The 15,729-nt window shown below is 57.9% G+C and carries 17 protein-coding genes and 1 tRNA gene; 13 read left to right on the top strand and 5 right to left on the bottom strand.

Going from position 1 to position 15,729, the window contains the following annotated elements; all coding sequences use genetic code 11:
• Together AC6RA8_RS16150 and AC6RA8_RS16145 are read left to right on the top strand one after the other, a co-directional pair.
• A partial coding sequence (locus tag AC6RA8_RS16150; protein ID WP_500353940.1) for a hypothetical protein occupies positions 1-443 on the top strand: 443 nt, incomplete at its 5' end.
• 34 nt (positions 444-477) lie between these two features.
• Positions 478-930 (top strand): hypothetical protein, encoded by a 453-nt coding sequence (locus tag AC6RA8_RS16145; RefSeq protein ID WP_500353938.1) that lies wholly within the window; start codon positions 478-480, stop codon positions 928-930.
• 246 nt (positions 931-1,176) lie between these two features.
• On the opposite strand, the gene clpB is transcribed toward AC6RA8_RS16145, so the two are convergent.
• The gene (gene clpB / locus AC6RA8_RS16140; protein ID WP_500353936.1) at positions 1,177-3,792 is read right to left on the bottom strand and encodes an ATP-dependent chaperone ClpB; all 2,616 of its coding nucleotides are present in this window, start codon (positions 3,790-3,792) and stop codon (positions 1,177-1,179) included.
• A gap of 442 nt (positions 3,793-4,234) precedes the next feature.
• Here clpB and AC6RA8_RS16135 point away from each other — a divergent pair, with 442 nt between their 5' ends.
• The gene (locus tag AC6RA8_RS16135; protein ID WP_500353934.1) at positions 4,235-4,546 is read left to right on the top strand and encodes an orotidine 5-phosphate decarboxylase; all 312 of its coding nucleotides are present in this window, start codon (positions 4,235-4,237) and stop codon (positions 4,544-4,546) included.
• Positions 4,547-4,742: 196 nt separating this feature from the next.
• Positions 4,743-5,459 (top strand): orotidine-5'-phosphate decarboxylase, encoded by a 717-nt coding sequence (gene pyrF, locus AC6RA8_RS16130; protein ID WP_500353932.1) that lies wholly within the window; start codon positions 4,743-4,745, stop codon positions 5,457-5,459.
• Positions 5,460-5,680: 221 nt separating this feature from the next.
• Here the strand turns inward: pyrF and AC6RA8_RS16125 are convergent, their stop codons facing one another.
• Positions 5,681-6,115, bottom strand: a complete 435-nt coding sequence (locus AC6RA8_RS16125) for an NUDIX hydrolase (protein ID WP_500353930.1) — start codon at positions 6,113-6,115, stop codon at positions 5,681-5,683.
• A gap of 54 nt (positions 6,116-6,169) precedes the next feature.
• Between AC6RA8_RS16125 and AC6RA8_RS16120 the strand changes: the two genes are divergently transcribed.
• Positions 6,170-7,423, top strand: coding sequence for a DNA polymerase IV (locus tag AC6RA8_RS16120; protein WP_500353928.1), 1,254 nt, complete (start codon positions 6,170-6,172; stop codon positions 7,421-7,423).
• 3 nt (positions 7,424-7,426) lie between these two features.
• Here the strand turns inward: AC6RA8_RS16120 and AC6RA8_RS16115 are convergent, their stop codons facing one another.
• Entirely contained in the window at positions 7,427-8,287 is an 861-nt protein-coding gene (locus tag AC6RA8_RS16115) for an N-formylglutamate amidohydrolase (RefSeq protein ID WP_500353926.1), read from the bottom strand.
• Between the two features lie 149 nt (positions 8,288-8,436).
• Between AC6RA8_RS16115 and AC6RA8_RS16110 the strand changes: the two genes are divergently transcribed.
• Positions 8,437-8,511, top strand: a tRNA-Val gene (locus AC6RA8_RS16110).
• Between the two features lie 108 nt (positions 8,512-8,619).
• Positions 8,620-8,745, top strand: coding sequence for a type B 50S ribosomal protein L36 (ykgO, locus tag AC6RA8_RS16105; RefSeq protein WP_005850168.1), 126 nt, complete (start codon positions 8,620-8,622; stop codon positions 8,743-8,745).
• 106 nt (positions 8,746-8,851) lie between these two features.
• Here ykgO and AC6RA8_RS16100 read toward each other — a convergent pair whose 3' ends face one another.
• Positions 8,852-9,346 carry a GNAT family N-acetyltransferase gene (locus AC6RA8_RS16100; protein WP_500353924.1) on the bottom strand — a complete coding sequence of 165 codons (495 nt, stop codon included), beginning with the start codon at positions 9,344-9,346 and terminating at the stop codon, positions 8,852-8,854.
• A 228-nt stretch (positions 9,347-9,574) separates the two neighbouring features.
• Here AC6RA8_RS16100 and AC6RA8_RS16095 point away from each other — a divergent pair, with 228 nt between their 5' ends.
• From AC6RA8_RS16095 to AC6RA8_RS16075, 5 genes are all read left to right on the top strand, one after another.
• On the top strand, positions 9,575-10,993 hold the full coding sequence (locus tag AC6RA8_RS16095; protein ID WP_500353922.1) for a tyrosinase family protein: 1,419 nt from the start codon (positions 9,575-9,577) through the stop codon (positions 10,991-10,993).
• A gap of 18 nt (positions 10,994-11,011) precedes the next feature.
• Positions 11,012-11,320, top strand: coding sequence for a hypothetical protein (locus AC6RA8_RS16090; RefSeq protein ID WP_500353920.1), 309 nt, complete (start codon positions 11,012-11,014; stop codon positions 11,318-11,320).
• A gap of 296 nt (positions 11,321-11,616) precedes the next feature.
• A complete protein-coding gene (locus AC6RA8_RS16085; protein WP_299203745.1) occupies positions 11,617-11,835 on the top strand; it encodes a hypothetical protein in 219 nt (72 codons plus the stop codon).
• A gap of 64 nt (positions 11,836-11,899) precedes the next feature.
• Positions 11,900-13,063 carry a radical SAM protein gene (locus AC6RA8_RS16080; protein ID WP_500353918.1) on the top strand — a complete coding sequence of 388 codons (1,164 nt, stop codon included), beginning with the start codon at positions 11,900-11,902 and terminating at the stop codon, positions 13,061-13,063.
• Positions 13,060-14,181 (top strand): aKG-HExxH-type peptide beta-hydroxylase, encoded by a 1,122-nt coding sequence (locus AC6RA8_RS16075; RefSeq protein WP_500353916.1) that lies wholly within the window; start codon positions 13,060-13,062, stop codon positions 14,179-14,181. The genes AC6RA8_RS16080 and AC6RA8_RS16075 overlap by 4 nt, the downstream gene beginning before the upstream one ends.
• Positions 14,182-14,300: 119 nt before the next feature.
• Here AC6RA8_RS16075 and AC6RA8_RS16070 read toward each other — a convergent pair whose 3' ends face one another.
• Positions 14,301-15,359 carry a sodium-dependent bicarbonate transport family permease gene (locus AC6RA8_RS16070; protein ID WP_500353915.1) on the bottom strand — a complete coding sequence of 353 codons (1,059 nt, stop codon included), beginning with the start codon at positions 15,357-15,359 and terminating at the stop codon, positions 14,301-14,303.
• A 95-nt stretch (positions 15,360-15,454) separates the two neighbouring features.
• Here AC6RA8_RS16070 and AC6RA8_RS16065 point away from each other — a divergent pair.
• Positions 15,455-15,729 (top strand): LysR family transcriptional regulator (locus AC6RA8_RS16065; protein WP_500353913.1); only part of this gene is annotated, 275 nt, incomplete at its 3' end.

Here is a 15,729-nt window from a genome sequence, read left to right as displayed (position 1 = left end):
TATCAATGACAGACATCGAAGTTCAAAATCTGCCTGCAAATCCCAATGATCCTTCGATGACGACATTGCCTGGCGGCGGGCGCTTGTTAGTGTGGTCGTCGGATGACCCAGATCGGGATGGCATCTGGGCGCAGCGCTATAACGCGGCGGGCCATGCGGTTGGTCAGATTTACCAGATCAACACGACCGAAGCCGGCACACAAAACCTGCCCGAGGCGACAACGCTGTCGGATGGCAGTGTCATTGTCACATGGATGTCGGGCAAAGATCTTTATGGCCAGAAGCTGGACGCGAACGGTGCCCTTGTTGGTCCTGAGCTTCTGATCGGCGATCACAACTACGATCAGAAAGAACCCGAGGTGGCCGGATGGCCGCTTTGTTGCGGTCTGGACGGCGGTTGGTCAAGATGGCGGCCAGAACGGGGTGTTCGGGCAGCGCTATGATGCCGTGGGCAGTCCGGCTGGAGGCGTGTTACAAGTGAATACGGAAACCCAATCCCATCAGGATCATCCGGCTGTGATCGCGCTCTCCGGCGGCGGCTTCGTTATCACTTGGGAATCTAATTATGGCGTTTGGGGAACTGATAGTCAGGAAGGAATCTTTGGACAAATTTACGCCGCTGATGGAACGCCTGTTGGAACCGAGTTCCACGTAAATAGCACAACAGCAGGAAGGCAGAGCGAACCTGAGTTGATTGCTTTGGATGATGGCGGGTTCGCTGCGCTCTGGCATGATGCCGCGCCCGGAAATGATAGTGTATTCCAACTACAACGTTACAATGCGGACGGCACACCCAACGGGAACGAAGAAACTCTTACAATTGACGCGTTGTTTGGAGACGTGCTCAACAATTGGCAAACGACTGGTTTGGAGGATGGCGACCTGGCTGCACTCTCGCGTAAACCGGCGACCGGGGAGCTCTATGTTTAAAGCTTTGATACGGATTGCAGCGCTCTGACCGAAGTGACGGTGATCCAGACGGGATCCAAGCGGACATGAATAGCCAAAGAGAGCTTTGGATTTTTGTGTAATCGGAAATCGGTCACAACACTAAAACTACACCCAAACCCTAACAAATCCTAAATCCCCCTCTGTAACCCAGTGAAGTCTATGGGGGCGTGGGGTGTCCCAGCGTGGGACACCCGGGTCACAGGGCCCATCCGGGGCCCATGAAAATCAGTGCACGACCGCATCCTCGGGTCGGGGCCGATTGGTCCCCAATACCCGGTCCCCGATCAGCAACCCATCGGGTCCGGCCGTCACCTCCACGACCTCTCCATCCTTGATATCACCAGCCAGCAGCATCTCTGCCAACGGGTTCTGAAGCGCCGATTGGATGACCCGCTTCAAAGGCCGTGCCCCGAAGACAGGGTCATACCCCTCATCGGCCAGCCATGTCCGAGCCCCCGCATCCAGGGACAGCTCAATCTTCCGCGCCGCCAGCCGTTTGAGAAGCCGGGCCATCTGGATATCCACGATCCCGTCCATATCGTCCCGACCCAGCCGATCAAAGATGATCGTCTCGTCCAGACGGTTCAGGAACTCGGGCCGGAAATGCGCCCGCACGGCATCCATCACGTCCCGCCTTGCATCGCTGGCATCCGCTCCGTCCGGCAGTTGGCTCAGCGCCTGTGCGCCCAAGTTCGAGGTCAATATGATCAGCGTCTGCTTGAAGTCGACCGTTCGGCCCTGACCATCGGTCAGCACCCCATCATCCAGTACCTGCAACAGAACGTTGAACACATCCGGGTGCGCCTTCTCGACCTCATCGAACAGCACCACCTGATACGGCCGACGCCGGACACTTTCAGTCAGCGCACCACCTTCGTCGTATCCGACGTATCCAGGAGGCGCCCCGATCAGCCGTGCGACCGAATGCTTCTCCATGTATTCCGACATGTCGATCCGCACCATCGCGTGCTCGTCATCAAACAGGAACTCGGCCACGGCCTTGGTCAACTCGGTCTTGCCAACACCGGTTGGCCCGAGGAAGAGGAACGAACCCAGCGGCCGGTTCTCGTCATTCAGACCCGCTCGCGCGCGGCGCACTGCATTGGCCACTGCACGCACAGCACTGTCCTGACCGATCACGCGGTTGTGCAACTGCTCTTCCATACGCAGCAGCTTCTCGCGCTCGCCTTCCAGCATCTTGGATGTCGGAATACCGGTCCAACGTTCAACGACGCTGGCGATCTGCTCGGGCCGCACGGCCTCTGCCACCATCGCATCGGTCTCGGCACCTTCAGCCTCCTCAAGCTTGCGCTCAAGATCAGGGATCACGCCATAAGACAGCTCACCCGCCTTCGCCAGCTTGCCCTCGCGCTTGGCGATATCCAAAGCCGCCCGCGCGTAGTCCAGCTGCTCCTTGATGTCGCGGGCCGAGGCCAGCTTGTCCCGCTCGCCCTGCCACTGCGCTGTCATCTCGGCGCTCCGTTCCTGCAGGTCGGCCAAGTCCTTTTCAAGCGTCTCAAGCCGATCCTTCGACGCTTGATCATCCTCAAGGCGCAGCGCCTCAACCTCGATCTGCATTTGCAGAATCTGACGATCGAGTGCGTCCAGTTCCTCGGGCTTGGAGTCTACTTCCATGCGCAAGCGCGACGCGGCCTCGTCCACAAGGTCGATGGCCTTGTCCGGCAGGAACCGGTCGGTGATGTAGCGATGGCTCAGTGTCGCGGCAGTCACAAGCGCACTGTCCGACACGCGCACACCGTGGTGAAGTTCGTACTTCTCCTTGATGCCCCGCAAGATACTGATCGTGTCCTCAACCGTTGGCTCAGCGATCATGACCGGCTGGAACCGGCGGGCTAGCGCCGCGTCTTTCTCGACATACTTGCGGTATTCATCGAGGGTCGTGGCGCCCACACAGTGCAACTCACCCCGTGCGAGCGCTGGCTTGATCAGGTTGGCCGCATCCATTGCGCCATCCGTTTTGCCCGCCCCCACCAGCGTGTGCATCTCATCGATGAACAGAATAATCTCGCCTGCGGCCTCGGTCACTTCGGTCAGAACAGCCTTCAGCCGCTCCTCGAACTCACCGCGATATTTTGCACCGGCAATCAGCGCGCCCATATCCAAGGCCAGCAACCGTTTGTTGCGCAGGCTTTCGGGCACGTCACCATTCACGATGCGCAAGGCCAGACCTTCGGCAATGGCGGTCTTACCAACACCCGGCTCACCAATCAGAACCGGATTGTTCTTGGTCCGACGGGACAACACCTGCATCGCACGACGAATTTCTTCATCCCGACCGATGATCGGGTCGATCTTCCCCGCTTCGGCACGTTCAGTCAGGTCCATCGCGTATTTCTTCAACGCGTCGTACCCTTCCTCGGCGCTCGCAGTATCGGCAGTCCGTCCCTTGCGAATGTCATTGATCGCGGAATTCAAAGCCTGCGGGTTCACTTTACCCGCCTCCAGCGCATCCTTTGCACCGGATTTGACCATGCCAAGCGCCATCAAGACGCGTTCGACGGGCACAAAACTGTCGCCTGCTTTCTTGGCCAATGCCTCGGCTTCGGCCAACACCTTGGCCGTCGAATTGTCCAGATAGACCTGTGCGGCATCGCCGGTCACCTTGGGCATTTTTGCCAGTGTCTGATCCACATGGGTCAGAACGCGCGCAGGATCGCCACCGGCGCGCGTGATCAGGTTGGATGCGAGGCCCTGCTCGTCATCCATCAATGCTTTCAAGATATGTTCGGGGGCCAGCCGTTGATGGCTGTCGCGTGCGGCGATCGTCTGCGCTGCCTGAACAAAGCCGCGCGACCGCTCCGTGAACTTCGACAAGTCCATGGGTTATTTCTCCTTTGTCAGCGCCCCTTCAAGGTCGCGCCCTCCCAGAGGCACGCGACCCAGCGGGCCTACGAAAACAAGATGGGGAACAGCCAAGCGTTGCACAAGTGCCACAGGTCGAATTCCTGCACGTTTTTCAGGGCCGCAACCGGTCGCACCTATACGGGTCTGCATCACGTCAATCCTTCACAATCGTACGGTCCATTCACGGCTTTTGGCAAAACCCCGCCGATTCAATGGGTTAGAAGAAACGCTATTTTCCATACGCATCCGTTGCCAAAAAGTTAGCAATTTCAGAATCTTGCTTAAAATCAGCCGCTTAATCTGAAACGTTGGGCACAGTTCTGTGAATCAACGTGACGGCAATTCCCCCTTAAATCCTGAAATCTCTCACCCATGTTGAATGGTACACGAGCAGAACCACAACATTTAGGTGACCCAAATGCAGACTGTTCCGTTGCAACTGAGCGATGTGATCTACAACGCCGCCACGCAGTCTTTCGAAGCCCTCGTAACCGTGCATGACGCAACGGGTGCGCGCAGCTACGCCTGCGCCATCAATGCGCCGATCACGATGGAGTTCGCGGATGCCGCCGATGGCCTCGCAACTCAGGCGATGCGCCGTCACACACGGGGCCGGTCCGATCAAATACATATGCCCGCTGCCATGGCACCGCGCCGGCCCAACCGGCTTGCCGGGTTGCGCCGCATGACGATCGACACGTTTGCCGCGCTGCGCCCACGCGCGGCCTGATTTCCTTCGTTCCGTTGCCCCACGGGCTTTGCGCATCTTCTGTCCCCGCGCAAACCCCATCGCAACGGAACGACACAGAGACAGGTGCCTGCCTGCTAAGTCTCTGACACTGGCCCGGGTGCGTTCTGCATCCGGGCTTTTTTTCGCCCTCAACCTGCCCTAAGACCACGCAAACGCCAGATGCGGGGGACCAGACATGGCAGACGACAGATTGATCGTGGCAATGGACGTGCCAAACGCGGTGGCCGGATTGGAGCTGGCGGACCAGCTGGGCGACAGCGTCAGTTTCTACAAGATCGGCCTGGGCATGCTGACGGGCGGTGGCCTCGCTCTTGCCAACGAACTGAAACAGGAACGCGGCAAGCGCATCTTTCTGGACATGAAGTTGTTCGACATCGGCGCCACGGTCGAGGCTGCAGTCCGGGGGCTGGCACAGTTCGACCTGGATTTCCTGACCGTACATGGTGATCCCCACGTGGTGCGCGCCGCCAAGGAAGGGGCCGCGGGCAGTAACCTCAAGATCTTGGCCGTGACCATTCTGACATCCCTCGACCGGACGGACCTCGACGACTGCCTGATCCAGGCGGGCGATATCTCTGATCTGGTGACGGAACGGGCCGGGCGCGCCTTTGGTGCCGGTGCAGATGGAGTTATCGCCTCCCCCCAAGAGGCACGCGCGATCCGTGCCTTGCCCGAGGCAGAAAACCGGCTGATCGTCACACCCGGTGTCCGTCCAGCGGGTGCAGATGTCGGCGATCAGAAGCGAGTCGCGACGCCCGCAAGCGCCGTTGCCGACGGCGTTGATCATATCGTGGTGGGCCGTCCAATCTGGAAAGCGCCAAGCCCAAAGGCCGCAGCCGAGGCGATTTTGTCAGAAATGCTTAGTCCGCAGGCATCATCGCCAAACCACTGAGTTCACGTGGCTTTTCTTAATCTTTGGCATCGACCCCAGGGGGGTCGCATCAACAGTTTGTGCCATTTAGGCAACGCACCACAGGATATTGGAAGGGTCAGGAAATCCTGACTCGGAAAACTCCCGTAAAGGTGGTAACTTGACCTTAGGTGATACTCCCCGACGAACCGGCTCTTCCTGAGGTTCGTCACCTCCCCCCGCTCCGCGCGGGGGGCTTTATGTCAGGGCCTTTCAATCGTTGCAGACATGACACCGGCCAAGTAATCGCGCAGGCGCGGTTTGAATTGCGGCACGACCCATTCGTGGTCCAGGAACGTCTGCACGTCCATCAGATCCCACGCCTGTCCCTCATCGCCAAGAGAGATTTGGCTGGCCGTATCCGCAGGCACATGCGCCGCAAAAAACCATGAAATCTCTCCGCTGCTGGACCCGTAATCGCGACCCCAGCGTACGACGTCAGGATCAATGCTCAGGTTCAGCTCCTCTTGGGTTTCCCGCAAGGCGCATTGCAAGGGTGTCTCTCCAGCTTCCCAGCCACCGCCCGGCAAATCCCAGTGACTGGGCCACAACAGTCCGGGCTTGTCGTCACGCAAGAGTGTTGCCAGGCGATCACCCACAAACAGGGCAAGTTTCGCCCCGATCAACCGTCCAGCCATGTTCAACCCCTCACCAGTTTGCTACAGGAAAAGGACTAGCTACAAAGCCGCCCCATGCCCAGCCTATGCCGTGATTGCCTGACGACCTTTGAAGCGGGTTCCCGCTGCCCGTCCTGTGGCGCGCCGCGCGTGGTCAGCCATCCGGAACTCATTGATCTCTCCATTGCGCATATGGATTGCGACGCGTTCTACGCGTCGGTTGAAAAGCGGGACGATCCCAGCCTCGAGGGCAAACCGGTGATCATTGGCGGCGGGCGACGCGGTGTCGTCTCGACCGCCTGCTACGTGGCCCGCATTCGCGGTGTCCGGTCGGCAATGCCAATGTTTCAAGCGCTCAAGCTGTGTCCTGAGGCCATCGTCATCAAGCCTCGGATGGAGGCCTATGCCGAAGCCTCGCGCGCCATCCGCGACATGATGGAAGAAATGACACCGGCCATCGAACCTTTGTCATTGGATGAGGCGTTTCTTGACCTCACAGGCACCGCCCGCCTGCACGGCGCGCCACCAGCGGTGATGCTGGCCCGGTTGATCAAGCGTATGCGGGATGAGCTGGGGCTGACTGGTTCCATTGGCCTGTCACACAACAAATTCCTCGCCAAGGTCGCCTCAGACCTCGAAAAGCCGCATGGCTTCTCGATCATCGGTGCTGCTGAAACCGCTGACTTTCTGCGGGACAAACCCGTGCGGCTGATCTGGGGTATTGGTCCGGCGGCACAAGCGTCACTCGACAAGGCGGGTATTCGCACGTTCGCCGACCTCCTCCGTTGGGAACAGACAGATCTGGTGGCGCGGTTTGGCTCCATGGGCGACCGGCTCTGGAACCTCGCGCGCGGACGGGACGCACGTCGGGTCACACGAAATGCGCCAATGAAATCCATCAGCAACGAAACAACCTTTGGCGAAGACACTAGCAACCCCGATATCCTTGATGGTCACCTCTGGCGCATGGCCGAAAAGGTTTCTGGGCGGGCCAAGGCGCGAGGGCTTGCTGGCCGAGTAGTGACACTCAAACTCAAGCGGCACGACCATTCATCCCTGACGCGGCGGGTGTCGCTGCGCGACCCTGCGCAACTGGCCGACACAATCTATCGCACGGCGCGTGGCTTGTTTGATCAAGTGGGTGACGAGGGACCCTACCGCCTATTGGGTTGCGGCATCTCCGACCTCGTGGATGCAGACAGCGTACAAGCATCGGGGGACTTGCTGGACCCCGACGCGCGGAAGCGCGGAGAGGCAGAACGGGCCACTGACGCGATTCGAGATCGCTTTGGACAGGATGCCATCGTCAAAGGGCGCGCCCTGCGCTGACAGCTATTCCGCCGCGAGCGGTAGGCGGCTTTGACCCATGCGTGACACCTCAGCCACGACAGCGCGCAAGCGATCCCGCACCGTATCAAAGTCAGCGTTGGGCTCGATCAAGCGCTCGTTCATATACAGGGATCGATCAATTTCGACCTGGATGGCGTGCTGATTGCGGGACGGACGGCCATAGGCTTGCGTCACATAGGCCCCCGCAAAGGGTGCATTGCGGGCCACCGTAAACCCGGCCGAAGCAAAAGCTGCTTCGACAACATCCATGATCTCGCCACCGGCAGCAGCACCAAAGCGATCGCCCAACACCACATCGGGGCGCTTCCGCGCGCCTTGGGCAATGCCATCCATCGCCTCGTGCGGCATCGAATGGCAATCGATCAAAACAGCCAGACCATGATGCTGGTGGGCACAGTCCAGCAGCTTTTGCAGCATCTGATGATAAGGGCGCCAATACAGATCAATCCGCCGCTCGGCCTCGCGCATGGGCAACTTGCCACGGTAGATAACACGGCCATTGGCCACCACGCGCGGGATGACACCCAGACCACTGGCAATGCGCGGATTGTGCCCCTGACGGCGCACGCCTTCGATCAGGGCCGGGTCCAACTCATCCGCACTGCGGTTCAGGTCGACAAAGGCCCGCGGCGCACCTGCCTTGAGCAACGGCGCGCCATGCTGAGGCGCAATGTCGAACAGCTTGTCTACAAAGGCATCTTCCGACGACCGTATGGTGCGCTCGTCCAGCACCGTCCGCCGCAGGAAACTCCACGGGTAGTCGCGCCCGGAATGAGGCGATGCAAACACCACACATGACGCGCGACGCTCCGGGTGCAGGACTTCGTACGCAACCTTTGGCATGGACCCTCCTCTGGTTTCCAACATAGCCTGAGAATTGGGAAAGCCAAAAGCCCTTGATCCTCTCTTCGACTCCTTTTATACGCCCCTCACCCGGCGCGGATTTCCGCGCCCGCTTTCTTTGTGGGCAGGCAATCCGGGACGGTCACAGTGGGCGATTAGCTCAGCGGTAGAGCACTTCGTTGACATCGAAGGGGTCACAAGTTCGATCCTTGTATCGCCCACCACCTATTCCGCCAACCGGGGCAACCCGCACGGCACCAAAACACCGGCACCCACGTGCCAAAACGCAACCCGGCGCTGCTTCGCGCCATGAAACATGAGGAAGAAGCGCCATGAAGGTTCGCAACTCGCTCCGTTCGCTGAAAAACCGGCACCGTGATTGCCGCGTTGTGCGTCGCAAGGGCCGCGTATACGTCATCAACAAGACGCAGCGCCGGTTCAAAGCACGCCAGGGCTAAGGCCCGAGCGACAGAATGTCAGAAGGCCGTTCCGTTTTGGAGCGGCCTTTTTCTTTGGTAAGACGTGTGACGTCGGACCATGCGGGAAATCAGCAGTCTTGTGACGCTAACTGCCGTCCCCGGCACCAACGTGTTTCTCAAAGCGCCACACATCCAAAGGAAAATCCCCTTCGGATGTATCAAGGTTCACGACCCGCTGACCCATATTGATCCAACCGGATTTCTCGTAAAAGCGACCGGCCCGGTGATTGCCGACAGCACAGGCAAGCCAAGCCAGGTCGCGCCCATTCGCCGCGACACTAACCTCGGCGTCACCTATCAGCGCCTTGGCAACACCAGACCCACGCGCGACTTGCGAAACGTACATCTGATAAAGCTCATCATCCTTGACCATGCAAAATCCAAGCACGTTCGCCCCATCAACTGCGATGCGGGTACAAGCGAGATTTTCTAAAGCTCGTTCTCGAAAGCTGTCCTCGGTGCGTAACTCGCACAGCCTTTGCGGAACAATGTCTGCATGTGGCTCGTGCCAACCAGACGCCCAGATTGCGCAAATCTGCTCTACGTGACCTTCTGTTGGTGGCTCCAGAGTATAGTGCATGTGGCAATGCTATCTGTGCGCTCTGGTTTGAGCAACGGACGCGCCCAAGCCCCCCCATCGAAACAAGACCATCAAGCCAAAACACAATTGCAGTTGCCAAGTTTGCTAGCGGAACCTCGTACATCCGCGGGACAGTGCATTGTGGTTTGGCAAGTGCCGCTTTTGGCCCGAGCTGAGTTTTATGATACTCTAATCCGCAGTTGATTTAGGATTTTTTGGAGTTTGATTATGACGACGATCGCAAAATTGAATTATCTCAGAAAGCAAGCCGGGCTTCCCCTGATACGATTTGATCTGACGCGTCTGAGGGACGATGACATTCAGGATTTGCGCGATGCATATGCGGCGATGTACGAAATTTCCGATATCGCGCAAGGGGATAATCGTGGGTATTACATATATGCGCGCGGGCATGGATATGATCTCGACCTATGCCACAATGACAACCGTATCTTTCTCACTTGGCACAGATCTTATGTCTATTCATTCGAGAAAGCGCTGAACAGTGCCCTGCAATGGAAACGGCAGGACAACGAGCTTGAACTGACGCTGCCGTATTGGGACTGGACACAGTTTTTGACAGCGACCCATGCCCCAAATGGCTTGCCCAAGGTCGTTGATGACGAAACCTATACGAATGCCCAAGGTGACGAGGTGCCCAACCCGTTGGCCCGTGCCAAAAGCCTGTTCCGCATCGTTGGTCTGGGTCTGACCGACGACGACCAGTACACAAGCCGTCTGCCCACAAGACTGCGCAACGACATACCCTTGCTGAGAAATGAGGTCGCCCGATACCTGACCAACCCCAGCTTCAGCGCCTTTCAGGACGACTTCAATTTTGCCGCTCACGGGCATGTTCACGTGGTGGTCGGTGGCAGCGATCCGGCCTCACCTCTGCCATTTCCCGCTCGTGATATGGGGCGCACGGTGTCTGCTGCGTATGATCCGGTTTTCTGGCTGCACCACGCCATGTGCGACAAGGTTTGGGCCGACTGGCAGCAAATTTGGCCCAACGCCAACATCCCCCAACACGTGCTCGACACCGTGGTCTATGATGGCCGGGTTGGCGCTGACCTGATCGATAACGAAAACTCGCTGCGCTATATCTATTCCGAGGATTCCGTCGAAGCGGCCATCGGCGCTCTGGGCACATCCGATACTGCACCGGCGGCCGCGCTGTCGGCGGCAGCCAGCCAAGTGAAGGAAGTGCAACTGGGTACGGTGGAGGCAGGGTTCGTACGCGCCGAATTGGAGTTCCACAAGCTTCGTCCACCACGTGACAGCTTCGAGCTTCGGGTCTATATCGACAATCCATCCTGCACGGACTCAACCGGCTACAAGGACGATTCATATGCCGGGCGCATTGTCTTTTTCGGGCACGGTCCATGTCATGGTGCACCCGGACACTGCAACCCGGACCTTGCCATCCGGGATGAGTATGACCTGCGCGCCAAACATCCGCTCAGACATGAACACACCCGCTATCGTGTGGACATAACCCGAGGATTGCGTCGCTTCATTGGGCGGAAGAAATCTGTAAAGAGCGTGAAAGCCTATCTTGTGATCGTGGACGATTCTGGCGCACGCGTATCGTCAGAAGCCGTCAGTTATGACCAATGCTCGCTCAGAACCTTCGCCAAGGATTGATTTCAGTTTGGACCACTCATGGAACTTACGCTGACTGAAAACGCGTTAAAGGCGGGGGTGCTGCGGGTCTGGCTCCGCAGGATCCCCGACGAAGGCGGGATCGTTCATGCCTATGCGGTCGACAACCCAAACATCTCGACGCCTGTGGCTTCCGCGCACCTCTATGGTCGCGGAGCGGGTTCCGAGGCCAGCGAACGCACCATGTTGATGTTTCGACTGAACACGGATGCGCTTGCGGGCCAGATTTCTGCGGGTGATACATTGGAACTTCGGCTTGAAGGTGATGAGAGCAAAGCCTTCAAATTTGATGTTCTCGAGGTCAAGTGACGTTACCCGCGACAGCCGTCAGACATCCGCCCGCGACGCTGGATTGGACAGGTAAAAAAGCGCCCTGCACGCCAGGGCGCTTCGTGCCGATGCTACGGCCGCACTAGACAAACAGAATCACCCTTGCAGCCCCGGATGAGCATCTGCCCACGCCACCCACCGAATAAGGAGGCATGGTAAGCCTCAAGCATTTGGGCCACCTCAAAAATACGGCGACCGGCCCCGACCCTACGAAAAATGCTCAAAATATGTTAAGATGCATCCATTGATACAACTATTTTAAAGGAACTGATGACATGGCTGAGCTTGATCGTAAGAACCTTAAATTTGACGTTGATACCGCCTCTTTGGCAGACCTGCAGAAAATCCAAAGCATGATCATGGGTCGCATTGTCCAGGACATTCAGGCAAAGGCTGATCCGACTGCGATGTATGACAGCCACGGGTCCAACCACACAAATCATTCGGACGCGGTCGCGGCCCTCGCAGGAAGAGTGAACCCCGGAAACCGCTAATCGGGCGGGTCGAGCCAATTACCTAATTCGGCTCGACCCTATTAGTCTTACAAGGTTAACCGATATGAATAGCATGTCCTTTCGGGCAATGCCTGATCGTGCGCCATTGCGTTGGATTATTTTAAAGATTCACCAGCGTTGTAATCTCAATTGTTCCTATTGCTACGTTTACAATCGAGGAGATGACAGCTGGAAATCGCGGCCCAAACAAATGGGCAACGATGTCATTGATCGCGTTTGCAATCTTATTGTGGAACACTGCGCGCAATACGGCATTGATGAATTTGTTATCGAGCTTCACGGCGGCGAACCCATGCTTGTCGGCAAGAAACGGTTTGTTGAAATCGTTGAGCGGATCCGCACCGCCTGCGCGCCCCTGCCCATCAAGTTTCTGATGCAGACCAATGGCACGCTGCTTGATCAGGAATGGAGCGACATTCTGGCAGAACACGCGGTCGCCGTAGGCATCAGTGTTGATGGTCCTGCCGAATTTGCAGATCAGAAGCGGTTTTATCACAACGGCAAAGGCTCGACCAACGACGTGCTGCGGCGCCTGTCTTCGGTGAAGTTACATCCGGACAGGCCGTTTACGCACGGCTGTCTTGCCGTCATCGATCCATCCATCCCCGGCGCGGACATGATAGATTGGCTGGTCGAGAACGACATCATGTATGCCGACCTTTTGCTGCCGCTCGGCAACCGGGCCAATCCGCCAGACGGATGGACTGGCCCAGCGCCTTATACAAAGTACATGCTGGACGCGTTCGAACGCTGGTGGGCGCTCGATGGGGACGCACCACATATCCGTTTCTTCGAAATGATGATCCGCGCGCATCTGGGATACAAACCCGAACTGGACGCCCTTGGCGGCGACCTTGGCGCACTCTGCGTCGTGGAAACCAATGGTGCCATCGGCATCTCGGACGTGATCAGCGTGTGCGGCGGATACAATGGTACCGATCTGATCAATGTGTGGGATACGGGCCTCGATGAACATGTCGAAAAACTGGACGTTGATCTGGTTCAGAAACCCTGCGCCACCTGCCAATCGTGCCCGGAATTTGCCGCCTGCAACGGTGGCTACCTGCCGCATCGATGGGACGGGGTCGGTTTCGACAACACATCCATCTACTGCGAAACGCTTTACGCCCTGTCCGCCCGTATCAGAGAGGCCATCGTGTCTTCCCTGCCGGACAGCATGATCAAAACCAAGGAGGTTGCCGCATGACATCCCCTGACTTCTCTGCGTTCGAATGCTTTTCCCGTGCGGACAGCGCCAGCCCCAACCCCCTGTTCGGGCTGGTTGCCCAGGGTTACGCAAACTCTGTGATCTCCAAGGTAATCGAAACGACAGGGCGCAATGGTCTGACAGCCTCGCTTCAGGGCTGGATGGACCAATTGCAGCCTTTGACCACGACGTGGCAGGCAAGCGTGTCAAAACTCGGCCGACGTATCTTTGACGAAGGTCAAAGGCCCGATCCCGAGCGTGCGGGCAGACTGTTACTAGATCTGAGCGGCAGCTTGGACACTGCGGATTACGTTTTTGAGCTCAGCAGCGGTCTACCGGTCATTCATGACGGTCGCATACACACGGCGACGGAGCCGGTGCATTTGATGAAAGAGAATGATCAGATCACCGTTCATGGACTGGATGATGGCCTGGCACTGTCCATCGATGGCGCGATTGCAATGGTCGAAACGAAACAATCGGTGGAGTCGCTGTGCAATGATGGTGAGCCAGCGGTCCCTCTGGATATGTCAAAGGTCGCCAACTTTGGTTGGACCGCCGAAGTGTCCGAAGGCATCAGCCTGATGGCCACGGTCAACCCAAACTACGAAATCTGGGTGCGGCGCCTTCTCAACACATTAATCCTGACCGAACGGCTTGAAAACCGGACATGTTCAGGCAGTTGGTCCGACACATCGGGGACGGTCTACATGTCCCAACCCAATTCCCTGCTCGAGGTCGGAGAGGTCCTGATACACGAATGTGCTCATCAGCATTTTCACCTGGCCTGCCGGGTGTTCCCCATGAAAACCGATACCGAGAATGGTCGGTACTTCTCGCCCCCGGTCGGCCGCGACCGCCCACTGGATATGATCCTGATCGCGTACCACGCGTTCGCCAATGTCCTCACATATTACGAATGTGCGTTCGACATGTCGCTGGGCGATCAGCTGTCACACAACCGGTACAAAAGCTTCAGTCAGGAGGTGGCTGTGCTGGAAGGCTATCTCGACAACAACAAGGGTCTGTCTGAACTGGGGCACACTGTTTTCTCGACATTGCGCCAAAGCAGACAGGACCGGATCGGCACGTTACCGAACATCGCCGCGGATGCTTGAAAACCTCGGCAGACTCCAAGATTTGAACAAATGCTGTTGGCCCTGACCGCAGCATTCGCGCACAGACTGGTTCAGGGCAGGATCCTGAAACCGTGGGTCTGTTTGTCGTTCCGTACTCTTCAAAACCCGATGAAGTAATCGGCCAGCACCATGAATAGTGGAATGCTCAGAATTGCGACGGGTGTGCCAAGACCAGTGGACGCCCCGACATAGGCTGACGGGTTCGCTTCGGGCAACGCGCCACGCATGGTTGGTGGACCAGAGATGTCAGAACTTGACGCTGCCATAATCGACAACAGCACTACACCGCCCGCCGAAAACCCGGTCAGATGGTGCGCGATCAGCCCTGCACCAAACCCCATCGCCCCATGCACAAGCGGCGCTGTCAGCCCATAGAACAGATAGGCATGTGCCACACCCTTCAGCTCCGACAACCGTGACCATGCTTCGATCCCCATGATCAGCATCAGCACGGACAACAACCCCCGAAACAGCGGCTCGTAAAAGCTGGCATAGACACTCTCGGGCCGTGCAAACAGGCCCAGCGCCAGCCCAAGGATCAGGGCGGAGATGGCAGGCGACCGCAAAGTGTCCAGCAATATCCCCTTGATCAGTCCCCGCTCGATCACCGGGCCCCCTGTTCCGCCAACACCGCCGATCGTCATTGTGCCATCGCCTTGCACATTGGCCGCTTTGCGCGCCGCCGCCAGCCGTGCCAGCACGATCGCTGTCACGAGCGCTGCAACGTCCATGAAAGGATAAAGCGCGCCGATGAACCCTTCATACGCGATGCCCTCATCATCCAGCACCGCCATCCCCGCTGCGAGGGTCGAGGCTGACACCGCTCCAAACAGACCAACGGTCGCCGTCGCATCCAGTTGTGATACGCCCCGCCATCGGGCAAGCGTTGCACGCCCCAGAACAACGATTGCAATCCCGATCCCCGCAGCAAGCAGCGCGGGGACCGCTAGCGCAACAAAGTCGGCCTCACGCACCGAGATGCCGGCGCCAATCCCCACCTTGAGCAGCAGCAGGATCACAATGAATTTGTAGATCGGTTCCGGCACTTCGAACTTGCTGCCAAGGGCCGCCAGCATCATCCCCCCGATCAAAAAAGCGAGTGTCGGCTTCTGCATCTGGTTCAGGATGGTCAGAACGATGTCGGTGATGATGTCCATGGCGGGCCCCGTTGCTTTACTTCGGACGAGATAGGCCAACCCAATTCAGATAAAAAATATAACTATTGTCATCAATCGTTCTATATTTTCGATGTATGGATACTCTGAATTATCACCATCTCCGCTACTTCCGCGCTGTCGCACATGAAGGCAACCTGACCCGAGCGGCGGACAAATTGAACCTGTCTCAGTCCGCTTTATCCACACAGATCAAGGCGTTGGAGGCGCGGTTGGGTCACGACCTGTTTGACCGTGTGGGGCGGCAATTGAAGCTGACCGAGGTTGGGCGCATAGCTCTGGACCACGCCGACCGCATCTTTGGCACCGGCCAGGAGTTGATGGAAACGCTGAACCGCAGCGCGGACCATGC

Source organism: Tateyamaria sp., assembly GCF_059783535.1.
Note: the sequence above shows the minus strand (reverse complement) of the source record. Positions and strands in the feature narration are given on the sequence as shown.